The 18,883-nt window shown below is 58.4% G+C and carries 13 protein-coding genes; 7 read left to right on the forward strand and 6 right to left on the reverse strand.

Annotation, left to right across the window (positions count from 1 at the left end; all coding sequences use genetic code 11):
* The first annotated feature begins 131 nt into the window (after positions 1 to 131).
* Positions 132 to 839 (forward strand): TetR/AcrR family transcriptional regulator, encoded by a 708-nt coding sequence (locus RGV06_RS21525; RefSeq protein WP_019827487.1) that lies wholly within the window; start codon positions 132 to 134, stop codon positions 837 to 839.
* Positions 840 to 1,020: 181 nt separating this feature from the next.
* Complete coding sequence (nagZ, locus tag RGV06_RS21530; RefSeq protein ID WP_322151940.1) at positions 1,021 to 2,019, forward strand: beta-N-acetylhexosaminidase; 999 nt, start codon at positions 1,021 to 1,023, stop codon at positions 2,017 to 2,019.
* Between the two features lie 219 nt (positions 2,020 to 2,238).
* Here the strand turns inward: nagZ and RGV06_RS21535 are convergent, their stop codons facing one another.
* Both RGV06_RS21535 and mfd read right to left on the reverse strand, forming a co-directional pair.
* The gene (locus RGV06_RS21535; RefSeq protein ID WP_322151256.1) at positions 2,239 to 4,941 is read right to left on the reverse strand and encodes a DEAD/DEAH box helicase; all 2,703 of its coding nucleotides are present in this window, start codon (positions 4,939 to 4,941) and stop codon (positions 2,239 to 2,241) included.
* A gap of 11 nt (positions 4,942 to 4,952) precedes the next feature.
* The gene (gene mfd, locus RGV06_RS21540) at positions 4,953 to 8,402 is read right to left on the reverse strand and encodes a transcription-repair coupling factor (RefSeq protein ID WP_046809668.1); all 3,450 of its coding nucleotides are present in this window, start codon (positions 8,400 to 8,402) and stop codon (positions 4,953 to 4,955) included.
* Positions 8,403 to 8,687: 285 nt separating this feature from the next.
* On the opposite strand from mfd, the gene RGV06_RS21545 reads away from it, so the two are divergent.
* Positions 8,688 to 10,151, forward strand: coding sequence for a glyceraldehyde-3-phosphate dehydrogenase (locus RGV06_RS21545; protein WP_037032646.1), 1,464 nt, complete (start codon positions 8,688 to 8,690; stop codon positions 10,149 to 10,151).
* A 225-nt stretch (positions 10,152 to 10,376) separates the two neighbouring features.
* Here the strand turns inward: RGV06_RS21545 and RGV06_RS21550 are convergent, their stop codons facing one another.
* Positions 10,377 to 11,675, reverse strand: coding sequence for an MFS transporter (locus tag RGV06_RS21550; protein WP_046809669.1), 1,299 nt, complete (start codon positions 11,673 to 11,675; stop codon positions 10,377 to 10,379).
* 155 nt (positions 11,676 to 11,830) lie between these two features.
* A complete protein-coding gene (locus RGV06_RS21555; protein ID WP_019827493.1) occupies positions 11,831 to 12,394 on the reverse strand; it encodes a chalcone isomerase family protein in 564 nt (187 codons plus the stop codon).
* Between the two features lie 268 nt (positions 12,395 to 12,662).
* On the opposite strand from RGV06_RS21555, the gene sthA reads away from it, so the two are divergent.
* Entirely contained in the window at positions 12,663 to 14,057 is a 1,395-nt protein-coding gene (sthA, locus tag RGV06_RS21560; protein ID WP_019827494.1) for a Si-specific NAD(P)(+) transhydrogenase, read from the forward strand.
* Between the two features lie 42 nt (positions 14,058 to 14,099).
* On the opposite strand, the gene RGV06_RS21565 is transcribed toward sthA, so the two are convergent.
* Together RGV06_RS21565 and RGV06_RS21570 are read right to left on the reverse strand one after the other, a co-directional pair.
* Positions 14,100 to 14,822: a glycerophosphodiester phosphodiesterase gene (locus RGV06_RS21565; protein ID WP_046809671.1), complete on the reverse strand. Its 723-nt coding sequence runs from the start codon at positions 14,820 to 14,822 to the stop codon at positions 14,100 to 14,102.
* A gap of 36 nt (positions 14,823 to 14,858) precedes the next feature.
* Positions 14,859 to 15,443: a PilZ domain-containing protein gene (locus RGV06_RS21570; protein WP_019827496.1), complete on the reverse strand. Its 585-nt coding sequence runs from the start codon at positions 15,441 to 15,443 to the stop codon at positions 14,859 to 14,861.
* Positions 15,444 to 15,537: 94 nt separating this feature from the next.
* Between RGV06_RS21570 and RGV06_RS21575 the strand changes: the two genes are divergently transcribed.
* The 3 genes from RGV06_RS21575 to RGV06_RS21585 all read left to right on the forward strand — a co-directional run bounded on the left by RGV06_RS21575 (position 15,538) and on the right by RGV06_RS21585 (position 18,787).
* Entirely contained in the window at positions 15,538 to 16,788 is a 1,251-nt protein-coding gene (locus tag RGV06_RS21575) for a lipoprotein-releasing ABC transporter permease subunit (RefSeq protein WP_019827497.1), read from the forward strand.
* A 7-nt stretch (positions 16,789 to 16,795) separates the two neighbouring features.
* On the forward strand, positions 16,796 to 17,479 hold the full coding sequence (gene lolD / locus RGV06_RS21580) for a lipoprotein-releasing ABC transporter ATP-binding protein LolD (RefSeq protein WP_162207949.1): 684 nt from the start codon (positions 16,796 to 16,798) through the stop codon (positions 17,477 to 17,479).
* 63 nt (positions 17,480 to 17,542) lie between these two features.
* Positions 17,543 to 18,787 (forward strand): lipoprotein-releasing ABC transporter permease subunit, encoded by a 1,245-nt coding sequence (locus RGV06_RS21585; RefSeq protein WP_048350870.1) that lies wholly within the window; start codon positions 17,543 to 17,545, stop codon positions 18,785 to 18,787.
* Positions 18,788 to 18,883: the final 96 nt, after the last annotated feature.

The raw sequence follows: 18,883 nt of genomic DNA on the forward strand, positions 1-18,883 counted from the left end.
GGCCTTGCTGGCCGAGGCTGTGGTTAAATGCAGAACTGCTCGGTCCTAAAGCGAATACGTGATCTTGACTTTTTACAAGCTGAAACGTATGTTTCAAACAAGTGTTTAAATGTTTGTCAGGCGGAGTAGTCATGGCACAGTCGGAAACCGTTGAACGTATCCTTGATGCTGCCGAGCAGCTGTTCGCGGAAAAAGGGTTTGCCGAAACCTCATTGCGGCTGATTACCAGCAAAGCCGGAGTTAATCTTGCGGCGGTCAATTACCATTTTGGTTCTAAAAAGGCGCTTATTCAGGCTGTGTTTTCGCGCTTTCTGGGGCCTTTTTGCGCCAACCTGGATCGCGAACTCGAGCGTCGCCAGGCCAAACCCGAGAACCGTCCCAGCCTTGAAGAGCTACTGGAAATGCTGGTCGAGCAGGCGCTGGTGATTCAGCCGCGCAGTGGTAATGACCTGTCGATTTTCATGCGCTTGCTGGGGTTGGCATTCAGTCAGAGCCAAGGTCACTTGCGTCGCTATCTTGAAGACATGTACGGCAAGGTTTTCCGCCGCTATATGTTGCTGGTCAACGAAGCGGCCCCGCAAATCCCGCCTCTCGAGTTGTTCTGGCGTGTGCACTTCATGTTGGGTGCTGCGGCCTTCAGCATGTCCGGGATCAAGGCGCTACGTGCCATCGCCGAGACTGATTTCGGTGTCAATACCTCAATCGAGCAGGTGATGCGCCTGATGGTGCCATTTCTCGCGGCAGGCATGCGTGCGCAAAGCGGCGTCACTGATTCTGCAATGGCCAGTGCCCAGCTTCGTCCGCGCAGTAAAACCCCTGCGGTGACCGCCAAGGTTTGACCTGCTGCGGGTGTGCGCGGCTGCTTTGTTCCGCTAAGCTAGTTGCCATGCCCAGCCCTGACTTATTCCCGTCTGTCGATTCGTCGCCGCCTCTCTGGAGTGCGGCGCGCAGGCGCATGCCTGAGGATCCGGGCGGGGTAATGAACGCTCTCTTTTTAAAGGATTTCCCATGAGTTCTGCCTTGCAAGGCTCCTTGATGGTGGACGTCGCCGGTACTTGGCTGACGGCTGAAGATCGGCAATTACTTCGCCAGCCTGAAGTAGGCGGGTTGATCATCTTTGCACGCAATATCGAGCACCCGCGCCAGGTGCGTGAGTTGAGCGCCTCGATTCGTGCGCTGCGTCCCGACCTGCTGTTGGCGGTCGATCAGGAAGGCGGCCGGGTTCAGCGTCTACGTCAGGGTTTCGTGCGTCTGCCAGCGATGCGTGCCATTGCCGACAACCCCAACGCCGAGTACTTGGCTGAGCAGTGTGGATGGATTATGGCCACTGAAGTACTGGCCGTAGGGCTGGACTTGAGCTTTGCCCCGGTACTGGATCTGGACTACCAGCGCAGTGCTGTGGTCGGCAGTCGTTCGTTCGAGGGCGACCCTGAGCGCGCAGCCACATTGGCCGGGGCTTTTATTCGCGGAATGAACGACGCAGGCATGGCGGCGACCGGTAAGCACTTCCCGGGTCACGGATGGGCCGAGGCTGATTCCCACGTTGCCATTCCTACTGATGAGCGCAGCCTTGAGCAGATTCGCGCCCATGACCTCGTGCCATTTGCCCGCTTGAGCAAGCATCTGGCTGCCGTCATGCCGGCGCACGTGATTTATCCGCAAGTGGACAGCCAACCAGCCGGATTCTCACGTCGCTGGTTGCAAGATATTTTGCGCGGCGAGCTTCAGTTTGACGGCGTGATCTTCAGTGACGACCTGTCGATGGCCGGTGCGCATGTGGTGGGTGATGCCGCTAGCCGCATTGAGGCTGCCTTGTCAGCCGGTTGCGACATGGGGCTGGTGTGCAACGACCGCGCTGCAGCAGAGCTAGCACTCAGCGCCGCTCAGCGATTGAAGGTCAGCCCTTCGACAAGGATTGCGCGCATGCGCGGTCAGGCCTGGGCGAGCACCGATTATCGTCAGAGCCCGCGCTGGCTGGTGGCGATGGGTGCGCTCAAGGATGCTCAATTAATAGATTGAGCACATCGATGCCGCTTTGACGCTTGGCGAAGCAGAAAGACCGTATCGCCTGAATCGCAGGCATGCCAGCTCCCACAGAAATCGAGCCCGACCTCAGATTTCGCAAGTACCCCAACGCCCGTGGGAGCGGGCTTGCTCGCGATGGCATCAGCGCGAAAGACCGCGCTGCCTGAGTGGCAGCCAAGCCAGCTCCTGCGGTTAATCAAGAATTTGGATGTCTCAGCGTTTCTCTGTTTTGGGCGGCAGCGGCGCAAACAGCGCATCGATGTCGTCGTCCTGAAGCTTCCAGTCGCCAGCGACTCGTCCGTCAAGAACGCCTGCTGCCAAATCCGACTTTTCCTGCTGCAAGTGCTGGATTTTCTCTTCCACGGTGCCGCAGGCAATCATCTTGTACACAAACACCGGTTTTTCCTGGCCAATGCGGTAGGCACGGTCCGTGGCCTGGTTTTCAGCCGCCGGGTTCCACCACGGGTCGTAGTGAATCACTGTGTCGGCCTCGGTGAGGTTCAAGCCGACACCACCCGCCTTGAGGCTGATGAGAAATATCTGCAGCGTGCCGCTCTGGAAGTCTTTGACCGGGGTGCGCCGGTCACGGGTTTGCCCCGTCAGGATGGCGTAACGAACCTTGCGTTTTTTCAGTTCGATTTCGATCAGGCTGAGCATCGAGGTGAACTGTGAAAACAGCAAGATGCGTCGACCTTCGGCAAACAGTTCTTCGAGCATCAGCATCAAGCTGTCGAGCTTGCCGGAAGTACTGCCCTTTTTCGGCGGGGTGTCGCTGACCAGACGCAGGTCGCAGCACACCTGACGCAGTTTTAGCAGCGCCTCAAGGATAATAATCTGGCTACGCCCGACACCTTTGCGGGTGATTTCGTCGCGCACTTTTTTGTCCATCGCAAGGCGCATGGTTTCGTATACATCGCGCTGCGCCTCGTTAAGCTCAACCCAATGAATGATCTCGGTCTTGGGTGGTAGTTCGGTAGCGACCTGTTCCTTCGTGCGGCGCAGTAAAAACGGCTTGATGCGTGCATTGAGGTGCTGCAGGCGCTCGTTGCTGCCCTGGCGCTCGATGGGGATGCGGTAATCGCGGTTAAAGGTTTTAACGTCGCCCAACCAGCCAGGGAGCAGGAAGTGAAACAGTGACCACAGTTCTCCCAGGTGGTTTTCCAGGGGGGTGCCGCTCAGGCACAGGCGTTGCCGCGCAATCAGTTCGCACGCAGCCTGGGTAGCCTTGCTGCCAGGGTTCTTGATGTACTGCGCTTCGTCCAGTACCAGCAGGTGCAAGGGCTGTTTGACCAGATGCTCGATGTCCTTGGGCAACAGGGCATAGGTGGTCAGGATTACGTCGTAGTCAGCGAGGTGTGCAAAGTGTTTTTTGCGGGTGGCGCCAAACAACGCCAGCACCTTGAGCTGCGGGGTGAAGTGCGCAGCCTCGTCCAGCCAGTTGGGGATCAGGCTGGTGGGCATCACCACCATGGCCGGGAGATCCAGGCGGCCGGCATTCTTTTCGCACAAAATATGCGCCAGTGTCTGCAGGGTTTTACCCAGTCCCATGTCGTCGGCCAGTACGCCGCCCACCTCGAGCTGGCGTAACGACTGCATCCAGCTCAGGCCTTCAAGCTGGTAGGGGCGCAGGTTGGCATTGAGCCCTTCAGGGGCCTCTACGCTAAAGTCTTTGATGTCGCGCAGGCGCTGGGCAAAGCCGCGAATCTGCTCGCCACCTTCCCAGCGCAAAGGCAGGGCATCGAGTGCGTTGAGGCGCGGTGCATCAGCGCTTTTGATTCGCAGCGAGGTGGCATCCGGCTCGCCCAGGTAGAACTCGTCCAGAGTAGCCAGTACCGGTTTAAGCCGTCCGTAAGGCAGGGCAACCTGCAGCGGGCCATGGTTGCTGGCAGGGTTGGCCGGGATATTCACCAGAATCAGTTCGTCATCTCGGCGTCGGGCGAGTTTCTCGGGATTGAGGATATCGCTGTGGGAGCGCATCAGGTTCAGCAGTATCGGCAGCAGGCTCAAGTGCCGGCCGTTGACGATAATCCCCAGCTCCAGGTCGAACCAGTCGCGCTCAGGCGCCTCATCGACATTGGCATACCAGTCTTCGACCGGGGTCAGGTCAAAGCCGAATCCCTCATCGATCTGCAGCTCCCAGCCTTGTTCGCGCAGGCCGTGCATCTGGTTAAGAGTGAAATTCAGCCAGGCACTGTCGTTGACCAGTTCAAACAGCTCGCCCGCGCTTTCGGGCAGCGCTTTGCTCTGACGGGTGGCAATTTTGAAGCCAAGGCTGCGCAATTGCTCGCGATAGAGGTTTTCCAGGTCTGGATGGCGCTTGATCCGCAGGGTCTGCTGTTCCTGGCGCAGCAGGATGTCGGTGTTTTTTTGCCCGCTGACGTACTGGTCCAGGTAGTTGAACGACAGTGCGGCGCGGTGCTGGATGTAGCGTTGCATCTTGCCGTTGCGCGGCTCGAAGGCGCTGAACTCGGCGCTGGCCAGCCACAGGCGTGGCACCGGCTTTACATCGTCGACTTGAAGTTCTGGCAAGTTGTTGGGGCGACGTGAGTCGAGTACGGCCTGGAGCTTTTCCAGAAGCTCGGCATCTTGAGCGGCGGCGGGGTAGTTCAAGGTTTCTTCAATCTTCAGTAAGACGGCAGCGGTGTGCTTGCAATGGGTGCGTACCGGACAGGTGCAGGTGGCGTCCACCAAAAGCAATGTGCCTTTGGCGGATTCACGCAGGTGTATGGTCTGACGGTAGGTGTTTTCGCCTGAGCCCTGGCAGCTGGCGGTGATCATGCTGTCGCCGATCTGGACGATCCTGACGCGGTTTTCCTTCGCGTAGCGGCGGCCACGCTCAAGGCTTTGCTCTTTGAAGCGGCTGGTCCAGGTCGGTGCGAGCGGCTTGGTCAGCCGGGGTTTCTGGCTCAGGGTCATGGGTAGTTCATTTAGGAAGACTTCGGCGTCAGACGCTCAAACAGCGCCTCAATGTTATTGAAGCGTTCTTCCGGGCGTTCCATTGGCACCATGAACTTGAACAGGGTTGCACCTTCGAATTTGTAGCGGTTGGGTTGGCCCTGGATCAGTTTGATCAGCACCATCGGATCAACCGGTGTGTCTGCAGCAAATTCAATTCGCCCGCCTTGTGGGCCAGCATCGACCTTTTTGATTCCCAACTGCTCGGCCTGCAATTTGAGCAGGGTGATGCGTACCAGGTTTTTGGTGGGTTCGGGAAGCAGGCCAAAGCGGTCGATCATCTCGACTTGCAAGTCCTTGAGGCCTTCTTCGTCGGTGGCCGAGGCAATGCGCTTGTAGAGAATCAGGCGGGTATGCACATCTGGCAGATACGCCTCGGGAATCAGTGCGGGCACCCGCAAGTTGATTTCCGGACCTCCACCCAACGGTTGGTCGAGGTTCGGTTGCTCGCCCTTGCGAATCGACTTGACCGCCCGTTCGAGCATTTCCATGTACAGGGTAAACCCAACGGCCTGGATCTGGCCGCTTTGGCCGTCACCCAGCAGCTCACCTGCACCACGGATCTCGAGGTCGTTAGTGGCCAGGACAAAGCCTGCCCCCAGATCCTGGGTGTTGGCGATGGCTTCGAGACGTTTTTGCGCATCCCCTGTGATTTGCTGGCGAGGGGGGGTCAGCAAGTAAGCGTAAGCCTGGTGGTGACTGCGCCCCACGCGGCCGCGCAGCTGGTGCAATTGTGCCAGGCCGAATTTGTCGGCGCGCTCGATGATGATGGTGTTGGCGCTCGGCACGTCGATGCCGGTCTCGATAATGGTCGAGGCGATCAGCACGTTGAATCGCTTGTGATAGAAGTCGCTCATCACCTGTTCGAGTTCGCGTTCGCGCATCTGCCCGTGGCCGATGCCGATCCGCGCCTCCGGTACCAGTTCGGCCAGGTCTGCGGCGCATTTTTCGATGGTTTTAACATCGTTGTGCAGGTAGTAAACCTGCCCGCCGCGCAGCAGTTCACGCAGCAACGCCTCTTTAACCGTGCTTTTGTTCTGCTCCATGACGAAGGTGCGCACCGACAACCGGCGTGCCGGTGGCGTGGCGATGATCGACAGGTCGCGCATGCCCGACACCGCCATGTTCAACGTGCGCGGGATAGGCGTTGCGGTAAGGGTCAGAATATCGACTTCACTGCGCAGGGCCTTGAGCTGTTCTTTCTGGCGAACCCCGAAGCGGTGCTCTTCGTCGATGATCACCAGGCCAAGATTTTTGATTTTGACGTCGTCTTGCAGCAACTTGTGGGTGCCGATCACGATGTCGATCTTGCCTTCGGCCAGGTCGGCCACGGCGGCATTGATCTCTTTGGCCGACTTGAAGCGGCTCATCACCTCAACGGTTACCGGCCAGTCGGCAAAACGGTCGCGGAAGCTGTTGTAGTGCTGTTGGGCGAGCAGGGTGGTGGGGACCAGAATTGCGACCTGACGACCGCCATGCACGGCAATGAAGGCTGCGCGCATGGCCACTTCGGTTTTGCCGAAGCCCACGTCGCCACACACCAGGCGGTCCATCGGCTTGGGCGACAGCATGTCGGCGCGCACGGCTTCGATGGTGGTTTGCTGGTCCGGGGTTTCTTCAAACGGGAAGCCGGCACTGAAGGTCGCGTAATCGGCTTTCGGGTCCGCAAATGCATGACCTTCGCGGGCGGCGCGGCGAGCGTAGATATCGAGCAGTTCGGCGGCCACATCACGCACTTGCTCGGCAGCTTTGCGCTTGGCCTTTTGCCAGGTTTCCGAACCAAGGCGGTGCAGCGGTGCCAGTTCATCATCGCTGCCGGTGTAGCGGGCGATGAGATGCAGATTGGCCACCGGTACATAAAGCTTGGCGCCCTCGGCGTATTCAAGGGTCAGGAATTCGGCCACCTGATTGTCGACTTCCAGCGTCGCCAGGCCCTGATAGCGACCGACACCGTGGTCAATGTGGACAACGGGTGCGCCTTCGCGCAATTCGGTGAGGTTCTTGATGACGGCATCGTTGTTGGCATCGGCGCGTTTCTCACGACGCCTGCGCTGCATCACCCGCTGGCCGAACAACGGGCTTTCGGCAATCAGTGCCAGTGCCGGGTCGTCCAGCAACAGGCCTTCGTCCAGCGGGGCAATGGTGATTGCCAGGCGATGTTTGCTGGCGACGAAATCGGGCCAGCTATCGACGGTTTTTGGGCGCAGTTTCAGGCGCTCAAGCAACTCGAGGAGCACTTCGCGGCGACCGGCCGATTCGGCGGTAAACAGCACACGGCCATCAAACTGCTCAAGAAACCCGGACAAGGCAGCCAGTGGCTGATTGGCCTTGGCTTCAATTGCCAGGTTGGGCAGCGGTTGTGCGGGGAAGCGTTCACGACTGCTGCCGGTATCTACGTCATCTTGGCTTGCGACCACGCGCGGCCAGCTTTTCAGGCGGGCGAAACAGTCTTCAACCGGAAGAAACAGCTCGGCTGGCGGTAACAGCGGGCGCGAGGGGTCGACGCGGCGTTCTTCGTAACGATTGCGCACGTCAGACCAGAAGTTCTCGGCCGCCTGTTCAATACCTGGCAGCGAGAACACCTGGGTGTCGGCCGGCAGATAATCGAACAGGGTCGAGGTTTCATCGAAAAACAGCGGCAGGTAGTACTCGATGCCTGCAGGTGTAATTCCGCTGGTCAGATCCTGAAAGATCGGGCACCGACGGAAGTCGACATCAAAGCGTTCCCGGAAGCGGGCCTTGAAGCGGGTTACGGCGTCTTTTTGTAACGGGAACTCGCGAGCGGGCAGCAGCCTTACCGATTCGACCTTGTCGATCGAGCGCTGGTTTTCCGGGTCGAAGGTGCGCAGGGTCTCGATTTCGTCGTCGAACAGGTCGATCCGGTACGGCAGCTTGCTGCCCATCGGGAACAGGTCGATCAGGGCGCCGCGCACCGCAAACTCACCATGCTCGTAGACGGTGTCAACGCAGCGATAACCACTGGCCTCAAGCCGGGTGCGCATCTGGTCGACGTCCAGCTTCTGGCCGATATCCAGCACCAGGCTGCTGCCGAGCAAAAATTTGGTCGGTGCAAGGCGATGTAGGGCGGTGGTAATCGGCACTACCAAAACGCCATGACTCAGCTCCGGTAGCCGGTACAGGCTGGCGATACGCTGGGAGATGATGTCCTGGTGCGGCGAGAACAGATCGTAGGGCAGGGTTTCCCAGTCGGGAAAGTGCAGCACCGGTAACTGGGGCGCGAAAAACCTCAGCTCTTGCTCAAGGCGTTCGGCGCTTTGGCTGTCGGCGGTCAGGAGCAGGGTGAAGCGCTTGGCGGCGCTGGCGGCCTCGGCAATTGCAAGGCTCAGGGCGGCACCGGGCAAGTTGCTCCAGTGCTGTTTACCTGCCGTAGCAGGGAGTTTCGGTAGACGCAGGACGGGCACGGAAGGTTGAGCTCCAAGCGTTGCGACAAAGTCGGCAATTGTAACGGGCCTAGGGGCTGGCTGTCAGTTGCCGTCTTTAACAGCATTGAAATCAGCGTGAGTAATCGAACATGGGGGGCCCAGAGGGGCAGCTCAAGGGCTGCAGACCCATAAAAAGGCCAGTGTTAAAAAAATATTCGCCTATATTTACGGGTGCTTAATCGTTTCAGTAGCTGCGTGTGACAGGCGTGCATTGCCCCTGCATGGGTGCAGCGGCATAATGTAGCCCCTTTTTTCAGCCCCTACATGTGGAAGGTTCCCGTGACTCAGAAGCCCGACCAGTGTCTTGGTGAATGGATCGACCGTGAAGCACTCGCAGAAGCGATGATTCCGCTTATCGGTCAGCTATACCGCAATAACAATGTGGTTAGCTCGATCTATGGCCGCAGCCTGATCAACCGTTCAGTCATTGCGATTCTCAAAGCTCACCGCTTTGCTCGCCATCGTCAGTCCGATGATATCGAATTGTCCGTGCACGAAACTTTCCCTCTGCTCAAGGCAATGAGCGAGCTCAAGCTCGGCGCTGCCTCGGTAGACCTGGGCAAGCTGGCCGTCAAGTTCAAGGCCGAAGGCAATGGCCGCACGGCTGAGCAGTTTGTACGCGAAGAGTTGGCCGATGTAGTGGGTCAGCAAAACGCTTCTGCACGCAAAGGCACTGACGTTGTTCTGTACGGCTTCGGTCGTATCGGTCGTCTGCTGGCACGCATCCTGATCGAGAAAACCGGTGGTGGCGACGGTCTGCGTCTGCGTGCCATCGTTGTGCGCAAAGGCGCCGACAACGATCTGGTCAAGCGTGCAAGCCTGCTGCGTCGTGACTCGGTACATGGCCCGTTCGATGGCACCATCGTTGTCGATGAAGCCAACAACACCATCACCGCCAACGGCAACCTGATCCAGGTGATCTACGCGAAGAACCCTACCGAGGTGGATTACACCCAGTACGGCATTCAGAACGCGCTGCTGGTGGACAACACCGGTGTATGGCGTGACGCAGATGGCCTGGGCCAGCACTTGCAGTGCCCAGGTATCGACCGCGTTGTCTTGACCGCACCGGGCAAGGGCAAGCTGAAGAACATCGTTCACGGCATCAACCACGGCGAAATCACTGCTGACGACAAGATCGTTTCGGCGGCATCCTGCACCACCAACGCCATCGTGCCGGTGCTCAAGGCTGTCAACGACAAGTTCGGCATCGTCAACGGTCACGTTGAAACGGTTCACTCGTACACCAACGACCAGAACCTGATCGACAACTTCCACAAGGGCGATCGCCGTGGTCGCAGCGCTGCGCTGAACATGGTTATCACCGAGACCGGTGCTGCTACCGCTGCTGCCAAGGCCCTGCCTGAGCTGGCCGGCAAACTGACCGGTAACGCGATCCGCGTTCCGACGCCAAACGTGTCGATGGCCATCCTCAATCTGAACCTTGAGAAGCCGGCTACCCGTGAAGAAATGAACGAGTACCTGCGCCACATGGCGTTGCACTCCGATCTGCACAAGCAAATCGACTACGTGAGCTCGCAGGAAGTGGTTTCCACTGACTTCGTAGGTTCGCGTCACGCTGGTGTTGTGGATGCTGAAGCCACTATCTGCAATGACAACCGCGTTGTGCTGTACGTTTGGTACGACAACGAATTCGGTTACAGCTGCCAGGTAGTACGCGTGATGGAAGATATGGCCGGGGTTAACCCGCCAGCGTTCCCACGCTAAGCAAGCGCCGCAATTGAAAACGCCCCGACTGGTTCGGGGCGTTTTTGTTTGCGGGAATATTCACGTCCCGTAGCAGCTGAGGAGCGGAGCGAGGCTGCGTCCGGCGGCAAAGCCGTCGCAAGATCGTAAACCGCGGTGTGCCAGTTACTACTGGTACTCAGGGTTTACGACGGCTTCGCCGCCGGACGCAGCCTCGTTCCTTCGGCAGCTGCTACGGCTTTTGTGTCAGGCGTTACTCGGTATTGCCGATTGCGCCGTACGCAACTGGTGCTGATTGCCACGGAACAGCACCACGGTTGCAATCAACCCCAGCACTGCCGCACCGGTCAGCCACAGGCCGGGAGCGGCCTTGTTGTCCAGTACGTGGATCAGGTAGGTGCAGGCCGCCGGGGTAAAGCCGCCGAAGGTCGCAGTCGCCAGGCTGTAAGCCAGTGAAAACCCGGTGGTGCGCACTTCAATCGGCATGATTTCGGTCAGGGCAACCACCATTGCACCGTTGTACGAGCCATACAGGAAGGACAACCACAGCTCTACAATCAGCAGGTGGCTAAAGCTTGGGTTGGCCACCAGCCATGACAGTGCAGGATAGGCCGTCAGGATCGCAAGGATGGTTGCGCCCAGCAGCAGCGGCTTGCGCCCAATCTTGTCTGACAGCGCGCCCATGACCGGCAGCCAGAAGAAGTTCGACAGGCCAATGCACACCGTCACCAGCAAGGCTTCAAGGTCGGTGAGGTGCAGCTCTGCCTTGCCGAATGTCGGGGTGTAGGCGGTGATCAGATAGAACGACACGGTCGTCATGACCACCAGTGCCATACCGCCCAGTACCAAGCCAAAATTCAGCCTGACCGAGCGCATGATTTCCCCCAGGGTAGGGTGATGTTTGCGGGCTTCGAACTCGGGGGTTTCTTCCATTGAGCGTCGGATGACAAAGATCACCGGGACGATCATGCACCCCAGCAGGAACGGGATGCGCCAGCCCCATTCACCCATTTCTTCGGGGCTCAGCCAGTGGTTTAGGCCAACCCCGAGCAAGCCGGCAAATACCACCGCAGCCTGCTGGCTTGCAGATTGCCAGCTGACGAAGAAGCCTTTGCGCCCTGGAGTGGCGATTTCAGCCAGGTACACCGACACCCCGCCCAGTTCCACGCCAGCCGAAAAGCCTTGAAGCAAGCGACCGAGCAATACCAGCAGAGGAGCCGCCACACCTAGGGTGGCGTAGCCCGGCACGCAGGCAATCAGCACGGTGCCCATGGCCATGAGTGCGAGGGTAATGATCAGCCCTTTGCGGCGGCCATGACGGTCGATGTAGGCGCCGAGGAAAATCGCACCCAGTGGGCGCATCAGGAAGCCGGCACCGAAAGTCGCCAGGGCGAGCATCAGTGAGGCAAAAGCGCTATCGCTTGGAAAGAAGGTTTTGGCAATGGCCGTGGCGTAAAAGCCAAAGACCATGAAGTCGAACATCTCTAGGAAGTTACCGCTGACAACGCGAAAAATCGCCTTGCCTTTGCCCGTACTGGAGGCCATCTGAAATCACCCGCTTTTATCTGTTTTTATGCGCAATCCGTGTTTTTACTCGTCCTCACTGCAAGTTCAAGGCGTACGCCATTGTGCAAAACAGTTTTGTAACCATATGTGTATCAAAATATGTAGGCAACATTTGTCGTCGCTACACGAGCGGGCTAGGGCTGTTGCGCCAGTAAAGCGAGGCGAAGGTTGTCGGGCAAACCTTCGGGTGCGAGCCAGATTCCCAGATAGGCTTTGGCCAGTTCATGGTTTTGGCTGTTGAAAATAACGGCGCCATTACGTTCGACGTTAAGTCCACGGCGGGGGTTGTAGTCCAGGGCATAGCGATCGCCGCGCTTGATATTGCCAAAGCTGGCCTGCAGTTTTTTTAGCCCGGCATCGAGGCTGGCCAGGGTGGCGGCGGGGTGTTGGCGCTCGAGGATAGTGGAGGATGCCTGGGTGATATCGCTGTGATCCAGATCGCGTAAATAGAACAGCTCAAGGCGCAAGTCGCGCTGTTCGTTGAAGGCCTGTTGCGGGCTTGTGTCGGGTTTAGTGAACAGCGCGGCGGCGTAAATGTCGGCCCACAGATAGGTCAGTACGATCTGGCCTTTACGCTCCATCACCTGCGAGTCATCTCGCCATTGGGTGGGGAAATTAGCTTCTTTCAATCGTTCAGCCTGGTCTGCCAGGCTGCTGGCGCTGTACATCAGTAAAAGTACGATCAACATCTGGCGCATGATGGATGGGCTCTGATCGGTGGGTTGATAGAGGTTATGCCAGTTTTACGATTAATGCGGTTTTGCCCGACCCGTAGCCGTTAGTCACCCTGCGCAAATCGATGTAGTGAATGCAAAAATAGGCAACGACCAGACCAAGGGTTAATGTTCGCGGCGTTCAGGCTTCTATAGACTGTGCCCCACGTTTTGATCCTTCATGGCGCTGGCCGCGACATGATTTAGCCGCAGGTGCCCATAGGGGTGCCACGGCCTGTTCTGAGGAGTACGCATGGCTGTCTACAACTACGACGTAGTGGTACTGGGTTCCGGCCCGGCAGGAGAAGGTGCGGCAATGAACGCCGCAAAAGCAGGGCGCAAGGTAGCGATGGTCGATAGCCGACGTCAGGTCGGCGGCAACTGCACGCACTTGGGCACTATCCCGTCCAAAGCCCTGCGTCACTCGGTTCGCCAGATCATGCAGTTCAATACCAATCCGATGTTTCGGGCCATTGGCGAGCCGCGCTGGTTCTCGTTTCCGGACGTACTGAAAAGCGCAGAAAAAGTCATCTCCAAGCAGGTCGCCTCGCGCACCGGCTACTACGCCCGCAATCGCGTAGACCTGTTCTTCGGCACCGGCAGCTTTACCGACGAGCAAACCATCGAAGTGGTCTGCGCCAACGGCGTAGTAGAAACCCTGATGGCCAAGCAAGTCATCGTTGCCACCGGCTCGCGTCCTTATCGCCCGGCCGATATCGATTTTAGCCACTCCCGTATCTACGATAGCGACACCATCCTCAGCCTGGGCCACACCCCGCGTAAGCTGATTGTTTACGGTGCCGGCGTGATCGGTTGTGAATACGCGTCGATTTTCAGTGGTCTGGGTGTGTTGGTCGAGTTGGTGGATAACCGCGAACAACTGCTGAGCTTCCTCGACTCCGAGATCTCCCAGGCGTTGAGCTACCACTTCAGCAACAACAACATCACCGTGCGCCACAACGAAGAGTACGAGCGGGTTGAAGGCGTTGAAAACGGCGTGATCCTGCACCTCAAGTCGGGCAAGAAGATCAAGGCCGATGCCTTGCTCTGGTGTAACGGCCGTACCGGCAACACCGATCAGCTGGGGTTGGAAAACATTGGCATCAAGGCCAACGGCCGTGGCCAGATCACGGTTGATGAGAACTACCGCACCACCGTGCCCAACATTTTTGCTGCGGGCGATGTGATCGGCTGGCCAAGCCTGGCCAGTGCTGCGCACGACCAGGGTCGTTCGGCTGCGGGTAGCATCGTGGATAACGGCAGCTGGCGTTTTGTCAATGATGTACCCACCGGGATTTACACCATTCCGGAGATCAGCTCGATCGGCAAGAACGAGCAGGAGCTGACCCAGGCCAAGGTGCCGTACGAAGTGGGCAAGGCTTTCTTCAAGAGCATGGCGCGGGCACAGATTGCCGGTGAGCCTCAGGGCATGCTGAAAATCCTGTTCCACCGTGAAACCCTGGAAGTACTGGGTGTTCACTGCTTCGGCTACCAGGCTTCAGAGATCGTGCATATCGGTCAGGCGATCATGAACCAGCCGGGTGAACTCAACACCCTTAAGTACTTTGTGAACACCACGTTCAACTACCCGACCATGGCCGAAGCCTATCGGGTAGCTGCTTATGATGGCCTCAACCGGCTTTTTTAAGCGGCTCCGGCCGGTGGCCTGAGCCGGCCGGGGAGACCGATTTCAGCCATTCCCAAGGGTGGCAGTGGCCAAACCGGGAAAGTCTGTAATCAGGCTATCTACGCCGAAGTCGGCGAGCCTGCGCATCAGCGCAGGTTCGTTGACTGTCCACACCGACACATGCAAACCCTGGCGCTGCGCCTTCTCAAGGCGTTCAGGCGTACAGAGTGTCCAGTTGAGCGCCAATATCTCGCAGCCATAACTCTGGGCGACCTTGATCGGGTCGAGCCATGCGTATTCGGCTACCAGTCCGCGTGACAGGTCCGGGGTCAATTCCAGAGCGGCCTTGAGAACTTCCCGCGAGCTTGATGTGACGGTAACTTTGTCCATGAGGCCGTGACGTACCGCCATTTCACGAATCGCCAGCACGGTAGTTGCTGCGCGGGTGCGTGAGGCGCTTTTGACTTCCAGTTGCCAGTGTTCGAAGTCGCATTTTTCAAACAGCTCTTCAAGACGCGGGATCGGGCACGGGTGCATCCAGCCCGGGCCGCCCTTGCGTGCGTCATAGGTCGCGAGGTCGGCGGCAGTGTGTTCGATCACCTTGCCGCGCCGGTCGGTGGTGCGCTTTAGAGTGGGGTCGTGGATAACCATCAACTCGCCATCTTTGGACAAGTGCAGGTCGAGTTCACAGCGACGGACACCATGCTTGAGGCATTGCTCAAAGCTGGCAAGAGTGTTTTCCGGTGCTTCGCCCTTGGCGCCGCGATGGCCATAAATCAGAGTCACAATTGCTCCTTGTAAAGAGTGCTCACGGCCCGGTGCTTATTCGGCCGCAGATTCGTTTTGTTCGCGGGCCAGGCGCCGTGCCTGAGCCTGTTTTTGCAAAATATAGCGCGCCAGAAGCTGGCGCTGGGTATCGGTGATGGATTCAAATTCGGCGATGATTGTGTAGCGGTCACCCTGTGCCCGGCAATCGATGACGCGGGCTCGCAGCAGCAAGCCCAGGGCTTGCGGCATCAGAACCAGCTTGATCGAAAGGTGATTGCCCGCCGGGCAGGCCAGCGGATGATGAAACTCGATATCACCTTCGGACAGTTTGACCGGCTGCAGTTCGCCGATCTTGCCCATTACGGTTTGCGCGACAATCTGGCTGAGCAGTTCGACACGTTTGTTCAGGGTTTTAAGGTAGCTGGAAAGTGTACGGTCACGTTCGCTGATCTGGCGCAGCAGGTGTTGGGACTCGAATTCGCTCAGGTGCAATTCACTGAGCAAATTGAACAATGGCGACGCATCCTGCAACACTTCGCTGCTCGCAGCTTCGAGGGCTGACAGCGGGGTTATTTCCAGTGCGATCATATCCTCGATACGGTAGTATTCGCGGCGATCTGCGTCATTTAATGTCGACATGGCGAACCCGTGATGGCGGCTGTGGTCTGAGTGTAAAGCTGCTTATCAGGCCCCGCCACAAGGACGTCTTCTTTTCCCTCGAACAAGCCCCGACATGTTCAGACCTCTCTCTTTATTTATCGGCACGCGTTATACCCGTGCAAAGCGCCGCAATCATTTTGTGTCGTTCATTTCTCTGACTTCAATGATCGGACTCGCCCTCGGCGTGGTCGTGATGATTGTGGTGTTGTCGGTGATGAACGGCTTCGATCATGAGATGCGCACCCGCGTGCTGGGCATGGTGCCCCACGCGACTATCGTCGGCGATCAACCGATCAGCGACTGGCAAAGCCTGGCCGCCAGGGTCAAGCAAAACCCGAAAGTGGAGGCCGTGGCGCCTTTCACCCAGATGCAGGGGCTGCTGACCAACGACGGCAATGTGCAGAAGGTACTGCTCAATGCCATCGATCCGGCGCAGGAGCACAATGTCTCGATCATTGATCAGTTCATGCAGCAGGGGCAGCTCGATTCGCTGACCCCCGGCAGCTTTGGCATCATCATCGGCGACAAGGCCGCGAAAAAGCTCGGTGTGGCCATTGGCGACAAGCTGACCTTTGTCGCGCCGGAAGTCACCGTGACCCCGGCTGGCATGTTCCCGCGGATGAAGCGATTCACCGTGCAGGGCATTTTTCATGTCGGCGCCGGTGAGATCGACGGCTACCTTGGCATCACCAATTTGCAGGATCTGGCACGCTTGCAACGCTGGAAGCCCGATCAGGTGCAAGGGCTGCGGTTGAAGTTCGATGACCTGTTCGAGGCGCCACGCACCGCGTGGGAAATCGCCCAGCAGCTGGGCGAAAGTCAGTATTACGCCCGTGACTGGACCCGTACCCACGGCAATCTGTACCAGGCCATCCGCATGGAAAAAGCCATGATCGGCCTGCTGCTGTTGCTGATCGTGGCCGTGGCCGCCTTCAACATCATTTCCACGCTGGTGATGGTGGTCAATGACAAGAAGGGCGATATCGCGATCCTGCGCACCCTGGGTGCGACACCGGGCACGATCATGGCCACCTTTATGGTGCAAGGCACTGTGATCGGTGTGGTCGGAACCGCGATCGGTGCGGTGGTCGGCATGCTTGCGGCGCTCAACGTCAGTGCGGCAATCTCCGCGCTCGAAGGCCTGATCGGGCACAAGTTTCTCAATGCCGACGTGTATTTCATCGACTACCTGCCGTCGCAATTGCAGGCGCAGGACGTGTTGATGGTGTGCGGTGCGGCATTGGTTCTGAGTTTCCTCGCGACCTTGTACCCGGCCTGGCGTGCTGCGCGCACCCAGCCTGCGCAGGCGCTTCGTTATGAGTGAGTTGGGCATGAAAGAACAAGCAGTGTTGAGTTGCCGCGACCTGGGCAAGTCCTACGAGGAAGGCCCTGAGTCGGTGGTTGTACTGTCGGGCCTGCAGCTTGAGCTGCACCCCGGTGAGCGTGTAGCGATTGTCGGCACCTCGGGCTCGGGCAAAAGTACGTTGCTCAATATGCTCGGCGGCCTCGATACCCCGACCACCGGCAGCGTCTGGCTGGCAGGTGAAGAGCTGTCGGCGCTGGGCGAAAAGGCCCGAGGCCTGTTGCGAAATCGTTCGCTGGGTTTCGTTTATCAGTTCCACCACTTGCTGCCTGAGTTCACCGCTCTGGAAAACGTCTGCATGCCATTGTTGATCGGCAAGACGGCGATCCCCGAGGCGCGCGAACGTGCGACAGCACTGTTGACCCGTGTTGGCCTGGGTCATCGACTGGAGCACAAGCCATCGGAACTGTCGGGTGGCGAGCGTCAGCGTGTGGCGATTGCCCGCGCACTGGTCAACAAGCCGGGACTGGTGATGCTCGATGAGCCTACGGGCAACCTCGACTCCCACACCGCCCAGGGTATCCAGGACCTGATGCTGGAACTCAGCACTTCGATGCGCACTGCGTTCCTGGTGGTGACTCACGACATGAATCTGGCCCGCCAGATGGACCGCGTGTTGCACCTGCAGGACGGTCGTCTGACCCCGATCTGATCGGCCAGAACCCGACGCCTGCAAGCGGGCGTCGGGTATTCAATTTTTATACGGTGCCCGCGAATGTTCAGACCGTTATCGATTTTTATCGGCACGCGCTATACCCGCGCCAAGCGCCGCAATCGTTTTGTTTCGTTTATCTCCATGACTTCGATGATCGGCCTCGCCCTGGGCGTGCTGGCGATGATCGTGGTGTTATCGGTGATGAACGGTTTTCAGCGCGAAATGAGTAACCGCATCCTTGGCATGGTGCCGCACGCGACCATCGTTGGCGTAAAGCCGATTGATGACTGGCGCCCGGTGGCCGATGCCGCGATGAAGAACCCCGAGGTCACGGCGGCCGTACCTTTTACCGAATTAGACGGCATGCTGTCCTTTAAGGGTTCGATGCAGCCGATCCAGATCAGCGGCATCGACCCGGCGCAGGAAGGCAAGGTCTCGATCGTGACCCAGCATATTGCGCAGGGCAGTCTTGAAGACCTGAAGCCTGGTGAGTTTGGCGTGGTGCTGGGCGACCTCACTGCTCGGCGTTTTCGCCTGACTGTGGGCGACAAAATCACCTTGATCGTGCCTGAAGCCAGTACCGCGCCAGGCGGGATTACCCCGCGTTTGCAGCGCTTGAATGTGGTGGGCATCTTCAAGGTAGGGGCCGAGCTGGATGGCACCATGGGCTTGATCCATATGGCAGATGCTGCAGCCATCCAGCATTGGGAGCCCAATCAGGTGCAAAGCGTGCGCCTGGCGGTCAAGGACTTGTACGCGGCACCGCAGGTATCACAGCAAGTCGCTGGGGGCTTGGGGGCCGCTTACAAGGCAGATGACTGGACCCATACCCAGGGCAGTCTGTTCAGTGCCATGAAAATGGAAAAAACCATGATCGGCCTGTTGCTGCTGATGATCGTTGCCGTTGCTGCGTTCAACATCATTGCCACGCTGATCATGGTGGTGAACGACAAGGGCGCGGACATCGCGATCCTGCGCACCATCGGTGCTACACCGCGTCAGATCATGGCCATTTTCATGGTGCAGGGCACGGTGATCGGTATCGTCGGAACCTTGATCGGCGGAGTGCTTGGGGTGATAGCAGCGTTGAATGTCAGCGAACTGGTGGGCTGGATGGAGCGGGTTTCCGGGCAGCATATCTTCAGTTCCGACGTGTACTTCGTCAGTAACCTGCCGTCTGAGTTGCAAGGCGGCGATGTCGCGCTGATCTGTGGTGCGGGCTTTGTGTTGAGCTTTCTGGCGACGCTGTATCCTGCGTACCGGGCGGCCAAAATCCAGCCGGCCCATGCTTTGCGCTATTCCTGACAGGTGGGAGCGGGCTTGCTCGCGATGCAAGCTGCGCGGTGTTTAAGTCACACCGCGTCGATGCCATCGCGAGCAAGCCCGCTCCCACAGTTAAGT

This window comes from Pseudomonas sp. CCI3.1, assembly GCF_034313985.1.
GTDB classification, from domain to species: Bacteria; Pseudomonadota; Gammaproteobacteria; order Pseudomonadales; family Pseudomonadaceae; genus Aquipseudomonas; species Aquipseudomonas psychrophila.

Coding starts and splice junctions, on each gene's coding strand:
- RGV06_RS21525 (WP_019827487.1), top strand. CDS start 132: ATGGCACAGTCGGAAACCGTTGAACGTATCCTTGATGCTGCCGAGCAG.
- RGV06_RS21535 (WP_322151256.1), bottom strand. CDS start 4,941: ATGACCCTGAGCCAGAAACCCCGGCTGACCAAGCCGCTCGCACCGACC.
- RGV06_RS21545 (WP_037032646.1), top strand. CDS start 8,688: ATGTGGAAGGTTCCCGTGACTCAGAAGCCCGACCAGTGTCTTGGTGAA.
- RGV06_RS21550 (WP_046809669.1), bottom strand. CDS start 11,675: ATGGCCTCCAGTACGGGCAAAGGCAAGGCGATTTTTCGCGTTGTCAGC.
- RGV06_RS21555 (WP_019827493.1), bottom strand. CDS start 12,394: ATGCGCCAGATGTTGATCGTACTTTTACTGATGTACAGCGCCAGCAGC.
- sthA (WP_019827494.1), top strand. CDS start 12,663: ATGGCTGTCTACAACTACGACGTAGTGGTACTGGGTTCCGGCCCGGCA.
- RGV06_RS21570 (WP_019827496.1), bottom strand. CDS start 15,443: ATGTCGACATTAAATGACGCAGATCGCCGCGAATACTACCGTATCGAG.
- RGV06_RS21575 (WP_019827497.1), top strand. CDS start 15,538: ATGTTCAGACCTCTCTCTTTATTTATCGGCACGCGTTATACCCGTGCA.
- lolD (WP_162207949.1), top strand. CDS start 16,796: ATGAAAGAACAAGCAGTGTTGAGTTGCCGCGACCTGGGCAAGTCCTAC.
- RGV06_RS21585 (WP_048350870.1), top strand. CDS start 17,543: ATGTTCAGACCGTTATCGATTTTTATCGGCACGCGCTATACCCGCGCC.